General features: G+C 55.6%; 18 protein-coding genes. 12 read left to right on the top strand and 6 right to left on the bottom strand.

The window, feature by feature from the left end; translation table 11 throughout:
* Nucleotides 1-172: 172 nt before the first annotated feature.
* Nucleotides 173-415 carry a zinc ribbon domain-containing protein gene (locus SK3146_RS05990; protein WP_249864224.1) on the bottom strand — a complete coding sequence of 81 codons (243 nt, stop codon included), beginning with the start codon at nt 413-415 and terminating at the stop codon, nt 173-175.
* A 102-nt stretch (nt 416-517) separates the two neighbouring features.
* Between SK3146_RS05990 and SK3146_RS05985 the strand changes: the two genes are divergently transcribed.
* Entirely contained in the window at nt 518-784 is a 267-nt protein-coding gene (locus SK3146_RS05985; RefSeq protein WP_249864223.1) for a hypothetical protein, read from the top strand.
* A gap of 57 nt (nt 785-841) precedes the next feature.
* On the opposite strand, the gene SK3146_RS05980 is transcribed toward SK3146_RS05985, so the two are convergent.
* The gene (locus SK3146_RS05980; protein WP_249864222.1) at nt 842-1,024 is read right to left on the bottom strand and encodes a DUF2524 domain-containing protein; all 183 of its coding nucleotides are present in this window, start codon (nt 1,022-1,024) and stop codon (nt 842-844) included.
* 96 nt (nt 1,025-1,120) lie between these two features.
* A complete protein-coding gene (locus SK3146_RS05975) occupies nt 1,121-1,435 on the bottom strand; it encodes a hypothetical protein (protein WP_249864221.1) in 315 nt (104 codons plus the stop codon).
* Nucleotides 1,436-1,545: 110 nt separating this feature from the next.
* Here SK3146_RS05975 and SK3146_RS05970 point away from each other — a divergent pair, with 110 nt between their 5' ends.
* The 4 genes from SK3146_RS05970 (at nt 1,546) to SK3146_RS05955 (ending at nt 5,119) form a co-directional block, all read left to right on the top strand.
* Complete coding sequence (locus SK3146_RS05970) at nt 1,546-1,833, top strand: hypothetical protein (RefSeq protein WP_249864220.1); 288 nt, start codon at nt 1,546-1,548, stop codon at nt 1,831-1,833.
* A 538-nt stretch (nt 1,834-2,371) separates the two neighbouring features.
* Complete coding sequence (steA, locus tag SK3146_RS05965; protein WP_249864219.1) at nt 2,372-3,481, top strand: putative cytokinetic ring protein SteA; 1,110 nt, start codon at nt 2,372-2,374, stop codon at nt 3,479-3,481.
* 13 nt (nt 3,482-3,494) lie between these two features.
* On the top strand, nt 3,495-4,193 hold the full coding sequence (locus tag SK3146_RS05960) for a glycosyltransferase family 2 protein (protein WP_249864218.1): 699 nt from the start codon (nt 3,495-3,497) through the stop codon (nt 4,191-4,193).
* On the top strand, nt 4,187-5,119 hold the full coding sequence (locus tag SK3146_RS05955; RefSeq protein WP_249864217.1) for an MraY family glycosyltransferase: 933 nt from the start codon (nt 4,187-4,189) through the stop codon (nt 5,117-5,119). The genes SK3146_RS05960 and SK3146_RS05955 overlap by 7 nt, the downstream gene beginning before the upstream one ends.
* Nucleotides 5,120-5,148: 29 nt before the next feature.
* On the opposite strand, the gene SK3146_RS05950 is transcribed toward SK3146_RS05955, so the two are convergent.
* Nucleotides 5,149-5,418 carry a DUF2627 domain-containing protein gene (locus tag SK3146_RS05950; protein ID WP_249864216.1) on the bottom strand — a complete coding sequence of 90 codons (270 nt, stop codon included), beginning with the start codon at nt 5,416-5,418 and terminating at the stop codon, nt 5,149-5,151.
* 175 nt (nt 5,419-5,593) lie between these two features.
* Between SK3146_RS05950 and lpdA the strand changes: the two genes are divergently transcribed.
* The 4 genes from lpdA (at nt 5,594) to SK3146_RS05930 (ending at nt 10,584) form a co-directional block, all read left to right on the top strand.
* Nucleotides 5,594-7,015 (top strand): dihydrolipoyl dehydrogenase, encoded by a 1,422-nt coding sequence (lpdA, locus tag SK3146_RS05945; RefSeq protein ID WP_249864215.1) that lies wholly within the window; start codon nt 5,594-5,596, stop codon nt 7,013-7,015.
* Between the two features lie 108 nt (nt 7,016-7,123).
* Nucleotides 7,124-8,137 carry a thiamine pyrophosphate-dependent dehydrogenase E1 component subunit alpha gene (locus SK3146_RS05940; RefSeq protein WP_249864214.1) on the top strand — a complete coding sequence of 338 codons (1,014 nt, stop codon included), beginning with the start codon at nt 7,124-7,126 and terminating at the stop codon, nt 8,135-8,137.
* Nucleotides 8,137-9,117, top strand: coding sequence for an alpha-ketoacid dehydrogenase subunit beta (locus tag SK3146_RS05935; protein WP_249864213.1), 981 nt, complete (start codon nt 8,137-8,139; stop codon nt 9,115-9,117). Before SK3146_RS05940 ends, SK3146_RS05935 begins: the two co-directional genes overlap by 1 nt.
* Before the next feature lie 99 nt (nt 9,118-9,216).
* Nucleotides 9,217-10,584: a dihydrolipoamide acetyltransferase family protein gene (locus tag SK3146_RS05930; protein ID WP_249864212.1), complete on the top strand. Its 1,368-nt coding sequence runs from the start codon at nt 9,217-9,219 to the stop codon at nt 10,582-10,584.
* Between the two features lie 30 nt (nt 10,585-10,614).
* Here the strand turns inward: SK3146_RS05930 and prli42 are convergent, their stop codons facing one another.
* Nucleotides 10,615-10,713, bottom strand: coding sequence for a stressosome-associated protein Prli42 (prli42, locus tag SK3146_RS05925; RefSeq protein ID WP_249864211.1), 99 nt, complete (start codon nt 10,711-10,713; stop codon nt 10,615-10,617).
* A gap of 68 nt (nt 10,714-10,781) precedes the next feature.
* On the opposite strand from prli42, the gene SK3146_RS05920 reads away from it, so the two are divergent.
* Entirely contained in the window at nt 10,782-11,915 is a 1,134-nt protein-coding gene (locus SK3146_RS05920) for a M20/M25/M40 family metallo-hydrolase (protein WP_249864210.1), read from the top strand.
* A gap of 301 nt (nt 11,916-12,216) precedes the next feature.
* Nucleotides 12,217-13,362 (top strand): DUF3866 family protein, encoded by a 1,146-nt coding sequence (locus SK3146_RS05915; RefSeq protein WP_249864209.1) that lies wholly within the window; start codon nt 12,217-12,219, stop codon nt 13,360-13,362.
* On the opposite strand, the gene SK3146_RS35255 is transcribed toward SK3146_RS05915, so the two are convergent.
* Entirely contained in the window at nt 13,256-13,528 is a 273-nt protein-coding gene (locus tag SK3146_RS35255; protein ID WP_434006888.1) for a Z-ring formation inhibitor MciZ, read from the bottom strand. The genes SK3146_RS05915 and SK3146_RS35255 overlap by 107 nt on opposite strands.
* Nucleotides 13,529-13,730: 202 nt before the next feature.
* Between SK3146_RS35255 and SK3146_RS05910 the strand changes: the two genes are divergently transcribed.
* Entirely contained in the window at nt 13,731-14,297 is a 567-nt protein-coding gene (locus tag SK3146_RS05910) for an NUDIX domain-containing protein (protein WP_249864208.1), read from the top strand.
* The last annotated feature ends 1 nt before the right edge of the window (nt 14,298 follow it).

The raw sequence follows: 14,298 nt of genomic DNA, 5'->3' as shown, positions 1-14,298 counted from the left end.
GAGGATACGGCCTGCCTGCTCTATCCGCAATGAAGAGACCCTGTCTGCCGACGCAGATAGGGTCTTTTGCCCGTTCATAAGGGATAGCGGCTTCTTTGCCGCATAAGCAGGTTTAAACCGCCGCAGAACGCGGCCCGGACATCTGTGGCCAAGACGCCTTTCTCACGCAAGGTCAGCCGAATAAAATATCGAGCACCGTACCCAGCTGCCCCCGCGTTTTACCTTCGAGAATGGACGGGTTATACACTTCGACGAAACCGCAATGCTCGCAAGATACGAAAAGAAAATGGTTGTGCTGGATGTCGAACATTTTGCTAAGACCGGTGCCGGTCATCGCCACTTCTTTGATTCTGCATGAGGTTGTACTGCACTTGGCGCATTTAAATTTTTCGCGAATCGCATTTTCAATATTCATCGTTAACCTCCTTATCGGTTAGAGTTCACATATTCCGGTTGATTTTATTATCGAACATTCGATATAATAGGAACATATGTTCTTTATTTGAGGTGGGATCACGTGAAAATGACAAGTTTGGAATGGCGGACGGACTTCCTGAAGATGCATCCGGGTGATTGGGACCAATCGCTGAATACCATCATGTCGGCAAAGCTGGAGTCTGTCGTTACCGTCCGTACGGACCGGGAGGATCAGACCTTCCAGGGCCAAATAACGCTGCTGGATAAGAAACAAAGACAGATCAAAATAGAGAATGATGAAGAATACTCTTGGATTCTGCTTGACGACATCGTAGATATCTCGCTGATTGAAGAGCCCGTACAATAAAGAAAGCACAGCTTCGCAAGATCGGCTGTGCTTTCCATGGGCGACGAACAGATTGCCTTACGGGTGAATATCGCATTTGTTCTTGATAAAATGGATTTGGTTCTCCAGCCGGTTGATTTGTTCCGCAGATTCCTTGGAACCGTCGGAACCGCTCTTCAGCGCTTGAAGCTGCTCCTGCAGCTCGTGAATATCGCTGCCTGCGTTCGAGCAATCGTAATTGCTTTCCAGATTATGGACCATAGTGGTTAGCCTCCTTGCGGATGAAATCAAGTATAGTATGGATGGTCCGTTAAGGATTATGCCTGCCGCTCAAAATCATAACCTGCCTTGCCCGCTTTACGGCTGACGGTTGGACGACGAACCGGCCGGCAGCGCAGGCACGGGCTGATACGTTTGCTCCGCCCAGCTGAGCCACCCTTCCGGCAGACGGCTGCCAATAAAATCGCGAAGGTGCGGAAAGGTTGTCGCCAACTCCTGAATTAACTCTTCATAGGTGTGGAGTATGGAGTCGAAATCAAGACCGACGTCATCCATCAGCAATTCCTTCAATGCGCTATCATTGTCCTGAAAGTCGCGGTACAGTAAGCCATCATAAATTTCCGTTATAAGACCGTTCTGAACACGAACAATTTTCTGACATGTTTTTTGCATTGACCCTACTCCTTACGCTAAGATAAGTATCATTATAGCATAGAAATTTTGCACAAAATGTAGAATATTGTTGCTGAACTCTAAAAAAAGTATATTTTTGGGAGGACATCATGGAATTCGATTATTGTCAGATGGAAGCGGATTCGAGCGGGGATACGCTGCTGATCGATATCGGCTGCAAATTTACGGATGAGCCGGACGAGCTCTACGTCGTTCAATTGAAGGGACATAAGGACGGCCGATTGGAAGAACTGCGGCTCGTTTTCAATAGGATGGACTGCAAATACAACTTCAAGCCTGAGGAGAAAGCGGCAGTTTTGCAATATGTCGGGGAAGCGCTCGACTCCTCCGAATACGCTAACTGGTTTCAAGGCGGCCTGACGCTAATCGATGAATAAACATCATGAATAAGTTTGTCCCCCTTAAGCGACATGGTTATGGGTACGACGCCGCATCGCCATGCTTTGGCTAGGGACGCTTTCGATGCAGTCGTCACATGAAAGAGCATATGTCTAAGCGGGCGGATGCATTCCATCATTTTACAGCATGAATATGAGGACATCTTCGGCAGGTCGCCGGGGATGTTTTTTATTTTTGTTTAGGAAATGATGCGCAGCAATATCCTGTGGATATCCGGGGTCTCCCCCGAAAGTAATGTCTACCCATAGAACGATCCCAGAGGAATGGTTAGACGCCGATCCAGCTTAGGCTGGATGCGGACGGAACAAGCTTCAGAGCATCACGTCACTACCCTGGAAATTACTCTTGGTACCCCATTTCCATTGTCTGTGGTGCCGCGTCGGCGGCATGGATGGCTTTTGGGGGATTTGTTCCTACTTAAGAAAACGATTCGCTCCCCATGTATGAGAATGACGGCAACGACGAAAAATAGTAAGCGAGATCATCTCATGGCGTAGAAAGCGAAGTGCTGGTAATATGGCTATAACCAACAGCAAAACGACGGCAGTTCCGATCGCGAAAGGTACGGCGCGCAAGCATCGCGTGACGAAGGAGCTGCTGCGCATCATACGGCCCGGCTGCATAGCGGTCATCGATCACGACGACTTGGACGATCTGGCTGCGGAAGGCCTGATTGCCGCCGGCGTGACCTGCGTTGTCAACGCGGGACAGACTATGACGGGAACAGCGCCGGTTACCGGACCGCTGCTGCTGCTTGAGCGGGGAGTGCCCGTTATGGAAATCGAAGGCTCCGCGCTGTCCTTCATTAACGATGATGAAGAATTGACGGTAACTGCCGAAAGCATAACGGCGGGGAAGCGGACGATTCCATGCGCGGCGTTTACTAGAGAGCGCTGGCTGTACTTTTACAAGCAAGCGCACCACGGTCATCACGAGCGTCTGCGGGAGTTTATCGATAATACTTTGGCTTATGCAGACAAAGAAAAAGACCTTGTCCTGAAACCGTTATATTGCCCGGAGCTGCGGGTTCGCTTAGAAGGCCGCCATGTTCTGGTAGTGACGCGAGGACGCGATTACAAGCAGGATTTGGCAGCGCTCAATGGATACATAGAAGCTTATGCGCCGGTGTTCGTGGGAGTGGACGGCGGAGCCGACGCTCTTCTGGAGCAAGGCTACAGGCCCGATCTGATTATCGGGGATATGGACAGCGCGTCGGATCGAGCGTTGCGCTGCGGAGCGGAGCTGGTCGTGCACGCGTATCCGGACGGGGAGGCTCCGGGCCTGGGCAGAATCAGGAAGCTGGGCCTGGAGGCGGCGGTGCTGTCTTCATGCGGAACGAGCGAAGACATTGCCTTACTCCTGGCATACGATCATCAATGCGAAAAAATCGTGACCGTAGGCGGGCACAGCCATATGTTCGATTTTCTGGAAAAAGGGCGGAAAGGGATGGGAAGCACCGTGCTCGTCCGGATGAAAATCGGAAGCAAACTGACGGACGCCAAGGGCATTGCTCTGCTGAACTGCGGCTTGGATAAGCGGCTCCGGAAGCAAGCTTTATGGAAGAAAGCTTCATGGAAACAAGCGGCCCGCAGCTTGCTGCGCAAACTGCGGATTAGCAAAACGTGAGGGGGGTCAAACTATGATGATGCCAGAAGTGTCGGTCATCGTACCGGCGTTCAATGAGGAGCGGTACATAGAAGAGACGCTGCGTTCGATCCGCAAGGCGTGCGCGGCGCTGAGAGACAGGCGTACCGAGATCGTTGTGGTCGATGACGGAAGCCGCGACGGCACGTTCAAGCTGGCGATGCCGCTCTCGGATCTGGTCGTGCAGCATCCCCGGTCGTACGGCAAAGGAACGGCTCTTCACACGGGCTGCAAAATGGCGCATGGCCGCATACTCGTCTTCCTTGATGCGGATCTTGGAGCGACGGCCGAGCGGTTCCCTTCCTTGGTTGAACCGCTGCTGCTGGGACAATCGGATATGGTGATCGCCAGTTTGCCTCCGGTGAAGAAGAAAAGCGGCTTCGGCTTGGTTAAAAAGCTCGCCAGGAAAGGCGTGCATCGCCTGTCCGGCTTCGAGCCGGTCGCACCTTTATCCGGCCAGCGCGCCGCGCATCGCGGGGTGCTGGAGCATATCGGCCGGTTTGCCGGCGGCTTCGGCGTGGAGGTAGGGCTCACCATCGATGCGGTTAAGCTCGGCTACCGCGTGCAAGAGCTGGATGTGCCGTTCGCTCATAGAGTGTCGGGTCGGGATATCGGAGGCTGGATGCATCGCGGCAAGCAGCTGTGCGCCGTCGGCGGAACGCTGTGGAGCCGCTGGAGGCAGCCGATATGCTAGGGACGGTCTGGATGGGCTGGGCGATGCAATTCGTCTGTTGGGTTATGCTGGGCAAAGCGCTGCTCCCGGCGGCGATGAAGTTTATGAGCGCGCACGGCCTGACCGACCGCAATTACAGGGGCGAGTCGATCCCGACGTCGGGAGGGCTGATGATCTGGCTGCTGCTAGTATGTCAGGCGCTTTGGTATAAGCTTGCGGCTGCCTTCGGGTTGACCGAAGCCGCAATGGGCACCGGGGCCGCATCTTTGGCGGAGAAGCTGCCCGTTTCTCTGGCCGGGGCGGCCAGCATGGTAGCGCTGGCAGGTTTTATTGACGACACAGTAGGGCATAAAGCCTACAAAGGCTTCGCAGGCCATTTCCGATTGTGGAAGGAGCGCAGAGTTATCAGCACCGGCGCCGTTAAAGCGGGGGCGACGGGGATAGCGGCGCTATGGATCATCGTCCCCGAGGGGGGCGGCAGCGGAGCCGGTCCGGCGGTGCTCGGGCTTGCGCTGCAATGGTTATTGATCGGCCTGACGACCAATGCGATCAATCTGCTGGATACGAGGCCCGGACGGGCGCTAAAGGGCTTCGCCCTGATCGCGGCCGTCCTGCTGGCGGTCATGGCGGCGTCCGCAAACAAGGAAGGTTTCGGCGGCGGAATCATACCGTCTCTGCTGCCGGTCATAGCCGCCTGCGCCGTTCTCGCGCAGCCCGATTTGAAGGGGGAGCTGATGCTGGGGGATACGGGCTCCAATCTGCTCGGCTTCCTGCTCGGGGCCTGGATCGCGCTGTGCTTCGGATGGAAGCTGCAGGCTGCCGCCGTTCTTTTGCTAGCGGGACTGCACGCGGTAACATGGCGGCTTTCATTGTCGAAGCTGATTGAGCGCAACCGTTTTTTGCAATGGGTCGATTGGCTCGGAAGAGATACGGCCGGCAAAATATAAGGAGCCTTCCGCGGGATGCGGAACGGCTCCTATTTTTTCGGGCGTTTGGCTTTAAAGCGCGGGGCGACATAGTTGCGCTTGCGGTCGCGGAAAAAGATCCAGCCGCCGATAAAAGCGACGCCGCACAAAAATAAGACGAGACCGAGCGCCAGCTTGCCCCATAGCACGTGCGGATTCGCTTCCAAGGGGCCGAATTGGGCGAACCAAGCGTCCTTCATCGCCAAAAACCCGTAAGTCGCCATAACTCCCGGAATGACCAGAAGCATGACGGCAACAAAACGAAAAAACATCGTTTTCATGTGAACTCCTTTACCTTAAGCGGTCGCGGTATAAATATCTCATCCATTAAGTTATCATATAATCGGCAACATTTCATGATCTTTCGCAAATTGTGCTATATTTATCACATCGAAAGAGGTTACAATAAAGAAACATGAGTGAAAGAAAGAATGATAGATTTCAGGAGGTTGGAACATGACGCAAGCATTTGATATCGTCGTCCTCGGCGGAGGAACCGGAGGCTATATCGCCGCCATCCGCGCTGCGCAATTGGGAAAATCGGTAGCCGTCGTCGAGCGCGACAAGCTGGGGGGCACATGTCTGCACCGCGGATGTATTCCGAGCAAAGCGCTTTTGCGCAGCGCCGAGGTGTACGCAACGATGCAAGAGAGCGAGCGGTACGGCATAGAGGCCGGCTCGGTGCGTCTTCATTTTCCCGGCGTACAAGCCCGCAAGCAAAGCATCGTCGAGCAAATGCACAAGGGCGTGCAGTTTCTGATGAAAAAGCATAATATACAAGTGTTTTACGGCAACGGCAGACTGCTGTCTCCGAGCATCTTCTCGCCGCGTTCGGGGTCCGTATCGGTGGAGCGAGAGGACGGCGACATCATTACCCTCGTTCCGGAGAAGCTGATTATCGCCACCGGTTCAAGACCGAAGAGCCTTCCGGGGCTGGAGACGGACGGCCAATACATATTGAACAGCGACGACGCGCTCCAAATGGAGGAGATTCCCAAGTCGATCATCATTATCGGCGGAGGGGTGATCGGCGTCGAATGGGCTTCCATGCTAAGCGATTTCGGCGTACAGGTCACTGTGGTCGAATATGCGCCGAGATTGCTGCCTGCGGAGGATGCGGACATATCCCGCGAGCTGGAGCGGCTGCTTAAAAAACGAGGGGTTCGGATCGTCACCGGCGCCAAGGTGCTCTCCGAGACGGTGAAGAAGGATGACGGCGCGGTGACGCTGGACGTGCAGCGCGGCGAAGACCTGCAGCATCTGCAGGCGGACAAAGCGCTTGTATGCGTTGGCCGTCAGGCGAATATCGAAGACATCGGCCTGCAAAACACCGACGTGAAAATGACGGACGGCTTCATTCGCGTCAATGAAACGATGCAGACGGCCGAGGCGCATATCTACGCGATCGGCGACGTCAACGGCGGACTGCAGCTGGCGCATGTCGCCGGACACGAGGGCATCGTCGCCGTGGAGCATATTTGCGGCTTGAAGCCGCATCCGTTCGGCCAGCATCAGGTGCCCCGCTGCGTCTATACGAGACCGGAGGTGGCATCGCTCGGATGGACCGAACAGCAGGCCGCCGAACGCGGCTATGATGTGAAGATCGGCCGGTTTCCGTTCTCGGCCGTCGGTAAAGCGGTCGTTTACGGCGAGTCGGAAGGCTTCGTGAAAGTCATCGCCGATAAGAAAACAAACGATATTCTCGGCGTTCATATGATCGGGCCGCATGTCACCGATTCCATCTCGGAAGCGGCGCTGGCGCAGCTTCTCGACGCTACGCCGTGGGAAGTGGGACAAGCGATCCATCCTCATCCGACGTTATCGGAAGCTTTGGGCGAAGCGATGCTTGCGGTGGACGGCCGATCGATGGGGATATAACGCCGATTTTTTGAAATTGTATTCATACCGGAAACCGTTTATAATATACTTATAGGGGCTAGTATTAGTACCTAGTAATAATTCCAATTGAACAAGGGGGTTGAACCCATGTCCATCGGCCAGCTTATGAAGCATCGCAAGCTTGGATTGTCTGACGAACAGGCAGTCGATATGTATAGATTTATGCAGAAAGCAAGAAAGTTCGATGAGAGATCATACCTTCTCCAGCGTGCCGGTAAAATCGCTTTTCACGTATCCGGTATCGGGCAAGAGGTTACTCAGGTTGCCGCTGCATTCGCTTTGGAGAAAGGAAAGGACTATTTTTTGCCTTATTATCGCGATTATGGATTCGTTCTCTCCGTCGGCATGACCATGAAGGAATTGATGCTGTCCGTCTTCGCCAAGTCCGAAGACCCGAACAGCGGCGGCCGGCAAATGCCGGGCCATTTCGGTCACAGGAAGCTGAATATCGTTACCGGATCGAGCCCGGTCACGACCCAGGTTCCTCATGCGGTCGGATTCGCTCTTGCCGCCAAGATGAAGAAACGGGACTTCGTATCGTACGCGACCTTCGGAGAAGGCTCGAGCAATCAGGGGGACTTTCATGAAGGCTTGAATTTTGCCGGCGTGCATAAGCTTCCTGCTATTTTCTTGTGCCAAAACAATCAATACGCCATTTCGGTGCCCCTGCATAAACAAATAGCGGGAAGCGTGGCGGAACGCGGCGCAGGCTACGGCATCCCGGGCATTAAGGTCGACGGCAACGATGCGCTGGAAGTGTACCGGGTGGTGAAGGAAGCGCGCGAGCGCGCGGTGCGCGGCGAGGGGCCGACGCTGATCGAGTCCGTCATGTACCGGATTTCCCCACATTCCACGTCGGACGACGATATGCTGTACCGGACGAAGGAAGAAGTCGAGGCCAACCGGGCGAAGGACGGCATTCCTAAATATAGACAGTATTTGACCGATTGCGGCTTATGGAGCGAGGAGCAGGAAGCCGAGCTGGCCGAGCAGTTGAAGCAGGAAATCAACGAAGCGACCCAGTACGCCGATCAGGCTCCTTATCCGCTGCCCGAGGATACGTTGCGCCATGTGTATGCGGAAGAAGGGGAGGTGCGGTAATGGCGGTCATCAGTTATTTGGAAGCCATTCGTTCCGCAATGAAGGAAGAAATGGAACGGGACGATAATGTATTCGTTCTTGGGGAGGACGTCGGCAAGGGCGGCGTGTTGAACGCTACCAAAGGACTGCGGGATTTGTTCGGTGAGGAACGCGTTCTGGATACGCCTCTGTCGGAGTCGGCGATCGTAGGCAGCGCTATCGGGGCGGCCATGTACGGGATGAGGCCGATTGCCGAAATGCAGTTTGCCGATTTTATCTTCCCGGCGACGAACCAGATCGTAAGCGAAGCGGCCAAAATCCGCTACCGTTCCAATAACGACTGGAACTGTCCGATCGTCGTTCGCGCTCCGTACGGGGCGACCAGCGGCGGGGCGCTGTATCATTCGCAATGTCCGGAATCGGTGTTTTTCGGAACGCCGGGCTTAAAGATCGTAGCCCCTTCCAATCCTTACGATGCCAAAGGGCTAATGAAGGCGGCGATCCGCGACGAAGATCCCGTGCTTTATTTTGAACATAAAAAATGTTATTTGGGCGTAACCGGAGAAGTTCCCGACGGCGAGTACATCGTGGAGATCGGCAAAGCCGATGTGAAGCGCGAAGGGACGGACATTACCGTCATCTCCTACGGCCTGACCGTGCAGTATGCGCTGCAGGCGGCCGAAGAGCTGGCCAAGGAAGGGATCAGCGCGCATATTCTCGACCTGCGGACGATTCAACCGCTCGATAAGGAAGCTATTTTGGCGGCCGCGGCGAAGACAGGCAAAGTGCTGATCGTTCACGAAGATAATAAAACCGGAGGCGTCGGCTCCGAGGTTTCGGCCATCATCGCCGAAGAGCTGCTGTTCGAGCTGGATGCGCCGATCAAGCGTCTGTGCGCGCCGGATGTTCCTGCCGTAGGGATGAACCCCAGCATGGAAAAATATTTCCTGCTCAGCGCCGACAAAATTAAAGCTGCGATGGAAGAACTCGCCGCATTTTAAGACGGCCCGCATGATGAAACTGAGTTTTGCTTCGGCAAAGCTCAGTTCATGCTTATAGCGGTTTTATTCATCACATTGTTATAGGAGGAAATGAACCCAATGACCGAAAACCAACGGGAAACCGAAGTTACTGTGCCGCATCTTGCGGAGAGTCTTGTCTCTGCGACGATCGGCAAATGGCTGAAGCAGCCGGGCGATTACATAGAGCAGTACGACGTATTGTGCGAACTGATTACGGAAAAGGTGACGACGGAGATGCCCTCGCCGGTAGCCGGACGGCTAACCAAGCTGCTGGTAGCCGAAGGAGAGACGGCGGCCGTAGGCGAAGCGATCTGCCTCATACAGGAGCCGTCTTCCGGTTCGGCTGAAGCGGCAGGGACGCCGCAGGCGGGCCATTCTCAGACAGCGGCCGAAGATCCGTCTTCCGGGTCGGACGAATCGATGCGCAGCCGCTACTCCCCGGCCGTGTTAAGACTGGCGGGCGAGCATGGGATTCGCTTGGAGGATGTTCAGGGCACGGGGCTCGGCGGAAGAATTACGCGCAAGGATATCGAGGCGTTCGTCGCTTCGGGAAGCCAAGGCCGGGCCGGCGCCGCTCCAAAGCAACAGCCTGCTGCGCCGGCGCCGTCCGAGCGTCCTGCCGCCAAGGCGCAAGAGGAACTGTTTCTCTCCAGCCCTCCGAAGGGGCCGCTGCGTTCGACGGGAATCCATCTGTCGGAAAATCCGCCGCTGCCGCGGATCGAAGTGGAGGGGCAGCCGCTTGAAGGCAGGGGAGAATATTTGGTGGATGTGACGCCGATCCGCAGCGCAATCGCGCGGAACATGCGTCAGAGCGTAACGGAAATTCCTCACGGCTGGATGATGATCGAGGTCGACGTAACGAATATGGTGCTTCTTCGCAATAAGCTGAAGGATGAATTCAAACGGCAGGAAGGCGTCAATCTGACATATCTTTCCTTTATGATGAAGGCGGTCGTCAGCGCGATCAAGGATTACCCGATCATGAACTCCGTATGGGCGGTCGACAAAATTATCGTGAAGCGGGACATCAACATTTCGCTGGCCGTCGGGACGGAGGATTCGGTCTTAACGCCGGTTATCAAACGCGCCGATCAGAAGAATATCGCCGGGATAGCGCGGGAAATCGAAGAATTGTCCCGCAAAACCAGAGCCGGCAAGCTGTCGCTCGACGATATGCAGGGCGGTACCTTCACCGTCAACAATACCGGTTCGTTCGGGTCGATTTCGACGCAGCCGATTATTAACTACCCTCAGGCGGCGATTATTACGTTCGAATCGATCGTGAAGCGGCCTGTCGTCATTCAGGACATGATAGCGGTCCGCTCTATGGCCAATCTGTGCTTGTCCCTGGATCACCGTATTTTGGACGGGGTCATATGCGGCCGCTTCCTGCAGCGCGTGAAGGAAAACATGGAATCGTACAATCAGGAAACCAAGTTGTATTGACGGTTTCTTTTTGCATGAATCGGGCTAGGACTAAATAAACATGTTAACGGTAAATAATATCGAAGATAACAGCATGCAGCCAAGCATCACATAAACGATGATTTTAAACAGTAATTTATTGCGCATCATAATCAACTCCTCTTTATTGCGGTACAAGCAATTCTATTTTAACTTAAATGGTACATAGGAGGAAAGAGATGATTCAGGAAAAACGATTGGTCGACGAATTTATCGAACTCGTGCAGGTGGACAGCGAAACCCGCCACGAGCAGGAAATTAGCCGGGTGCTGAAGGAGAAATTCGCCGCCCTCGGATTGACGGTGGAGGAGGACGATTCCGCGGCCAAAACGGGACACGGTTCCGGCAATCTGATCTGCACGCTGGCGGCAACGAGCGAACAAGCGTGCCCAAGACTGTTCTTCACGTCGCATATGGACACGGTGACGCCGGGCCGCGGAGTCAAGCCGATCATCGGCGAAGACGGCATCATCCGCAGCGACGGAACTACCATTCTCGGCAGCGACGACAAGGCGGGGCTTGCCGCGATGTTCGAAGCGATTCGCGTGCTGAAGGAGCATCATATTAAGCACGGTCAAGTTCAATTCGTCATTACCGCGGGAGAAGAATCCGGGCTTAAAGGCTCGCGGGCGATGGAAGCCAAGCGGCTCCAGGCGGACTTCGGCTACGCGCTCGATTCAAACGGCGAAGTCGGCGCCATTGCCGTGGCCGCGCCTACGCAAGCCAAAATCAACATTGCCTTCACCGGGCGGTCCGCCCATGCCGGCGTCAATCCCGAGGCGGGCGTAAGCGCGATTACCGTCGCCAGCAAAGCGGTGGCGAGAATGCCGCTGGGCCGCATCGACAAGGAAACGACGGCGAATATCGGACGCTTCGCCGGCGGCGTGAACGGCGCGACGAATATTGTCGTCGACCGCGTGGAGCTGGAAGGCGAAGCGCGCAGCATCGTGCAGGAGAAGCTCGACCGCCAGGTGGAAGCGATGCGCAAGGCGTGCATCGACGTCGCTGCCGAGATGGGCGCCGAGGTCGATTTTCAGGCCGATGTGATCTACCCCGCTTATATGTACGACGAGAGCGCTCCGGTCGTTAAGACTGCGATGCAGGCGCTGGAGCAAGTCGGCTGCAAGCCTCGGACGTTCCATACCGGCGGAGGCAGCGACGCTAACGTCTTCAACGGACTGGGCGTGCCGACGGTGAACCTTGCTGTAGGCTACCAGAACATCCATACGACGCAGGAGAATATCGCGATCAAGGATTTGGTCAAAGTCGCCGAAGTCGTCGTGCAGCTGATCCGCCAGGTCGCCCGTTCTTAAAACCAATAGCATCATGCGGAACCGTCACTTTCACAGGTGGCGGTTTTTTTGACAGCCAGATTTTACAAATTTCGGGGCTCCCCGCAAATTACCTGAATCAGCTTCGAAGCCAAGGCCTCACTTTGTGGGGTTATTTTAGCATATTAACGCCAGTATAGCGATAGCGCCTAGTGGGATAAAATGATGGGAAGCGCGCATCCTGTGTACGACTCACTAGCGGCTGCGTTTTGTTCATGCAGATACGGCTGGCGGCATATATTGGAGATGATAGAGTACAGGAACGGGTAAGGGGAGGTTCGCAGTGATCGATTGGGTGGCGGCGGAAGTGATCGAAGCGGCGGAGACGGAAAGGCCGGCGGCAGGAAAGCAGGTGGTAGTTGTGCGCTGCGAGGATGGCTCGGTCGGGACGGCGATTCATTACGGCGAGCAGATCCCCGTTCTTGTGCCGGGGGATCGGGTGCTGCTGAATACGACGGCCGGTAAGCTCGGACTCGGCACCGGCGGCGTGCATTTTGTCCATGCGCTGCTGTCGCGGGCTTCCCGCGCCGGCGGGTTGCCTGCCGAAGATCAAACGGAAAGAGGCCCGGGTCATATTATGAAGCTCAAATATACGTCCCTCCAACGGCCGGTACTGGCGGCGGAGGAGCCTGCGAGTCCGCACCATGAGGTGTTTGCCGGGAAGCGTTCGCTGGAAGGCATGCCGGTACTGATCGGCGAGCTGCACAGCATGCTTCCGGCCGCGATCGGCCGCCTCCGGCAGCGAATGCACCGCGAATCGGCACAGCTGCGCATCGCTTATATTATGACCGACGGCGGGGCGCTCCCGCTTGCCTTCAGCAACCATGTGCGTCGTCTCCGCCAGCTCGGCTGGCTGGACGGTACCGTCACTTACGGCCAGGCTTACGGCGGCGATGTGGAGACGGTGAACAAATTTACGGCTCTGCTTGCGGCCAAACATATTCTGGCTGCGGATCTGGCTATCGTTCTTCCCGGCCCCGGCACGGTCGGCACGAATACGCTGCTCGGCTTTAGCGGTACGGAGGCCGGGGAATTGATCAACGCGGCGGGGCTTCTTCACGGACGACCGGTGGCAATTCCCCGGATCGGCTTTGCCGACCGGCGCGAACGGCATCAGGGAATCAGCCATCATACGATCACCGCCCTGCTGGAGATTGCTCTGCTCCCCGCCGAGCTGGCTCTGCCTGAGCTGGCTTCGGCCCAGGGCGCAGCGCTGCGGCAGCAGATCGAGCGGACGGGGCTGGGCGGCAAGCATACCGTAACCTGGCATAAGCCGGCGGGAGAGGAAGAATGGCTCGCGGCGCTTGAGGCGTACGGAGAGCCTATTGTTTCGATGGGAAGGGGATTACGCGAAGATCCGGCGTTTTTTGCGGCGATTGGCGCTGCGGCGGATAGGGCGTGGAGCCTTCGGAGCAGGCGGGAAGGGTAAGCTCTCCGTCCAGCATCAATCCGCCCGCACGCTGATGAGAATGGCCGGTCTGCTGCGACAGGAAGGCGAGCAGGCTCACATCGGTCGTCAAATGCTGCTGAGCCATTTTCAAATAACGGCGAATCTCCCAAACGCGGCCTACCAGACGAATTTGCTTTTCGGACATATACGTTTTCATAGATTGTTCCCTCTTTTCCCGAATTGATTTCACCTGATACACCCTATGCTGCCCAAGGACAAGATATGCTAAACCTTACCGGGAAAACTATGAATGCGCGAATATGATATAATAGACAGGAAAGCAGTTATAGATATCCGCGGCTGAAGCGCTGCTTCGGCTGCCTAAACATATAAGGAGGAACAGCTTCATGAGCGAGACAAAGCATAACGCCAAAAAATTCGAGGAAGTGACGATCTCCTCGCAGCCGGTTTTTCAAGGAAAAGTCATCTCTCTTCAAGTGGATACGGTCAGACTGCCTAACGGGGAAACCGCACAGAGAGAAATCGTCAAGCATCCGGGCGCGGTGGCCGTGCTGGCGCTGAAGGACGACAAGATGCTGGTCGTCGAGCAGTACCGTAAGCCGCTGGAGAAAAGCCAGGTTGAGATTCCGGCAGGCAAGCTCGATCCGGGAGAAGCGCCTTTGGAGGCCGCGATACGAGAGCTGGAGGAAGAAACCGGTTATCGTGCGGGCACGATTCGGCCTATTTGTTCTTTTTACACGTCGCCGGGATTTGCCAATGAAATTCTGCATTTGTTCGCGGCGGAGGAACTGACCAAAGGCGAGGTTCGTCTCGATGACGACGAGTTTCTCGAATGCGAGGCTCTCACTCTCGAACAAGCGCAGCAATATATCCGGGAGGGGCGTATCAGCGACGCGAAGACGATTACCGCGGTGTACGCCTGGCAGGCTTATACGCTGACGGGGCGGTTCTAAG

It is taken from the genome of Paenibacillus konkukensis (assembly GCF_023523925.1).
Classification (GTDB): domain Bacteria; phylum Bacillota; class Bacilli; order Paenibacillales; family NBRC-103111; genus Paenibacillus_S; species Paenibacillus_S doosanensis.
Note: the sequence above shows the minus strand (reverse complement) of the source record. Positions and strands in the feature narration are given on the sequence as shown.

Excerpts from the sequence above, each read along its gene's own strand:
- SK3146_RS05975 (WP_249864221.1), bottom strand. The coding sequence starts at position 1,435 with ATGCAAAAAACATGTCAGAAAATTGTTCGTGTTCAGAACGGTCTTATA.
- lpdA (WP_249864215.1), top strand. The coding sequence starts at position 5,594 with ATGACGCAAGCATTTGATATCGTCGTCCTCGGCGGAGGAACCGGAGGC.
- SK3146_RS05930 (WP_249864212.1), top strand. The coding sequence starts at position 9,217 with ATGACCGAAAACCAACGGGAAACCGAAGTTACTGTGCCGCATCTTGCG.
- SK3146_RS05980 (WP_249864222.1), bottom strand. The coding sequence starts at position 1,024 with ATGGTCCATAATCTGGAAAGCAATTACGATTGCTCGAACGCAGGCAGC.
- steA (WP_249864219.1), top strand. The coding sequence starts at position 2,372 with ATGGCTATAACCAACAGCAAAACGACGGCAGTTCCGATCGCGAAAGGT.
- SK3146_RS35255 (WP_434006888.1), bottom strand. The coding sequence starts at position 13,528 with ATGTCCGAAAAGCAAATTCGTCTGGTAGGCCGCGTTTGGGAGATTCGC.
- SK3146_RS05935 (WP_249864213.1), top strand. The coding sequence starts at position 8,137 with ATGGCGGTCATCAGTTATTTGGAAGCCATTCGTTCCGCAATGAAGGAA.
- SK3146_RS05970 (WP_249864220.1), top strand. The coding sequence starts at position 1,546 with ATGGAATTCGATTATTGTCAGATGGAAGCGGATTCGAGCGGGGATACG.
- SK3146_RS05910 (WP_249864208.1), top strand. The coding sequence starts at position 13,731 with ATGAGCGAGACAAAGCATAACGCCAAAAAATTCGAGGAAGTGACGATC.
- SK3146_RS05920 (WP_249864210.1), top strand. The coding sequence starts at position 10,782 with ATGATTCAGGAAAAACGATTGGTCGACGAATTTATCGAACTCGTGCAG.
- SK3146_RS05960 (WP_249864218.1), top strand. The coding sequence starts at position 3,495 with ATGATGATGCCAGAAGTGTCGGTCATCGTACCGGCGTTCAATGAGGAG.
- SK3146_RS05940 (WP_249864214.1), top strand. The coding sequence starts at position 7,124 with ATGTCCATCGGCCAGCTTATGAAGCATCGCAAGCTTGGATTGTCTGAC.
- SK3146_RS05950 (WP_249864216.1), bottom strand. The coding sequence starts at position 5,418 with ATGAAAACGATGTTTTTTCGTTTTGTTGCCGTCATGCTTCTGGTCATT.
- prli42 (WP_249864211.1), bottom strand. The coding sequence starts at position 10,713 with ATGATGCGCAATAAATTACTGTTTAAAATCATCGTTTATGTGATGCTT.
- SK3146_RS05990 (WP_249864224.1), bottom strand. The coding sequence starts at position 415 with ATGAATATTGAAAATGCGATTCGCGAAAAATTTAAATGCGCCAAGTGC.
- SK3146_RS05955 (WP_249864217.1), top strand. The coding sequence starts at position 4,187 with ATGCTAGGGACGGTCTGGATGGGCTGGGCGATGCAATTCGTCTGTTGG.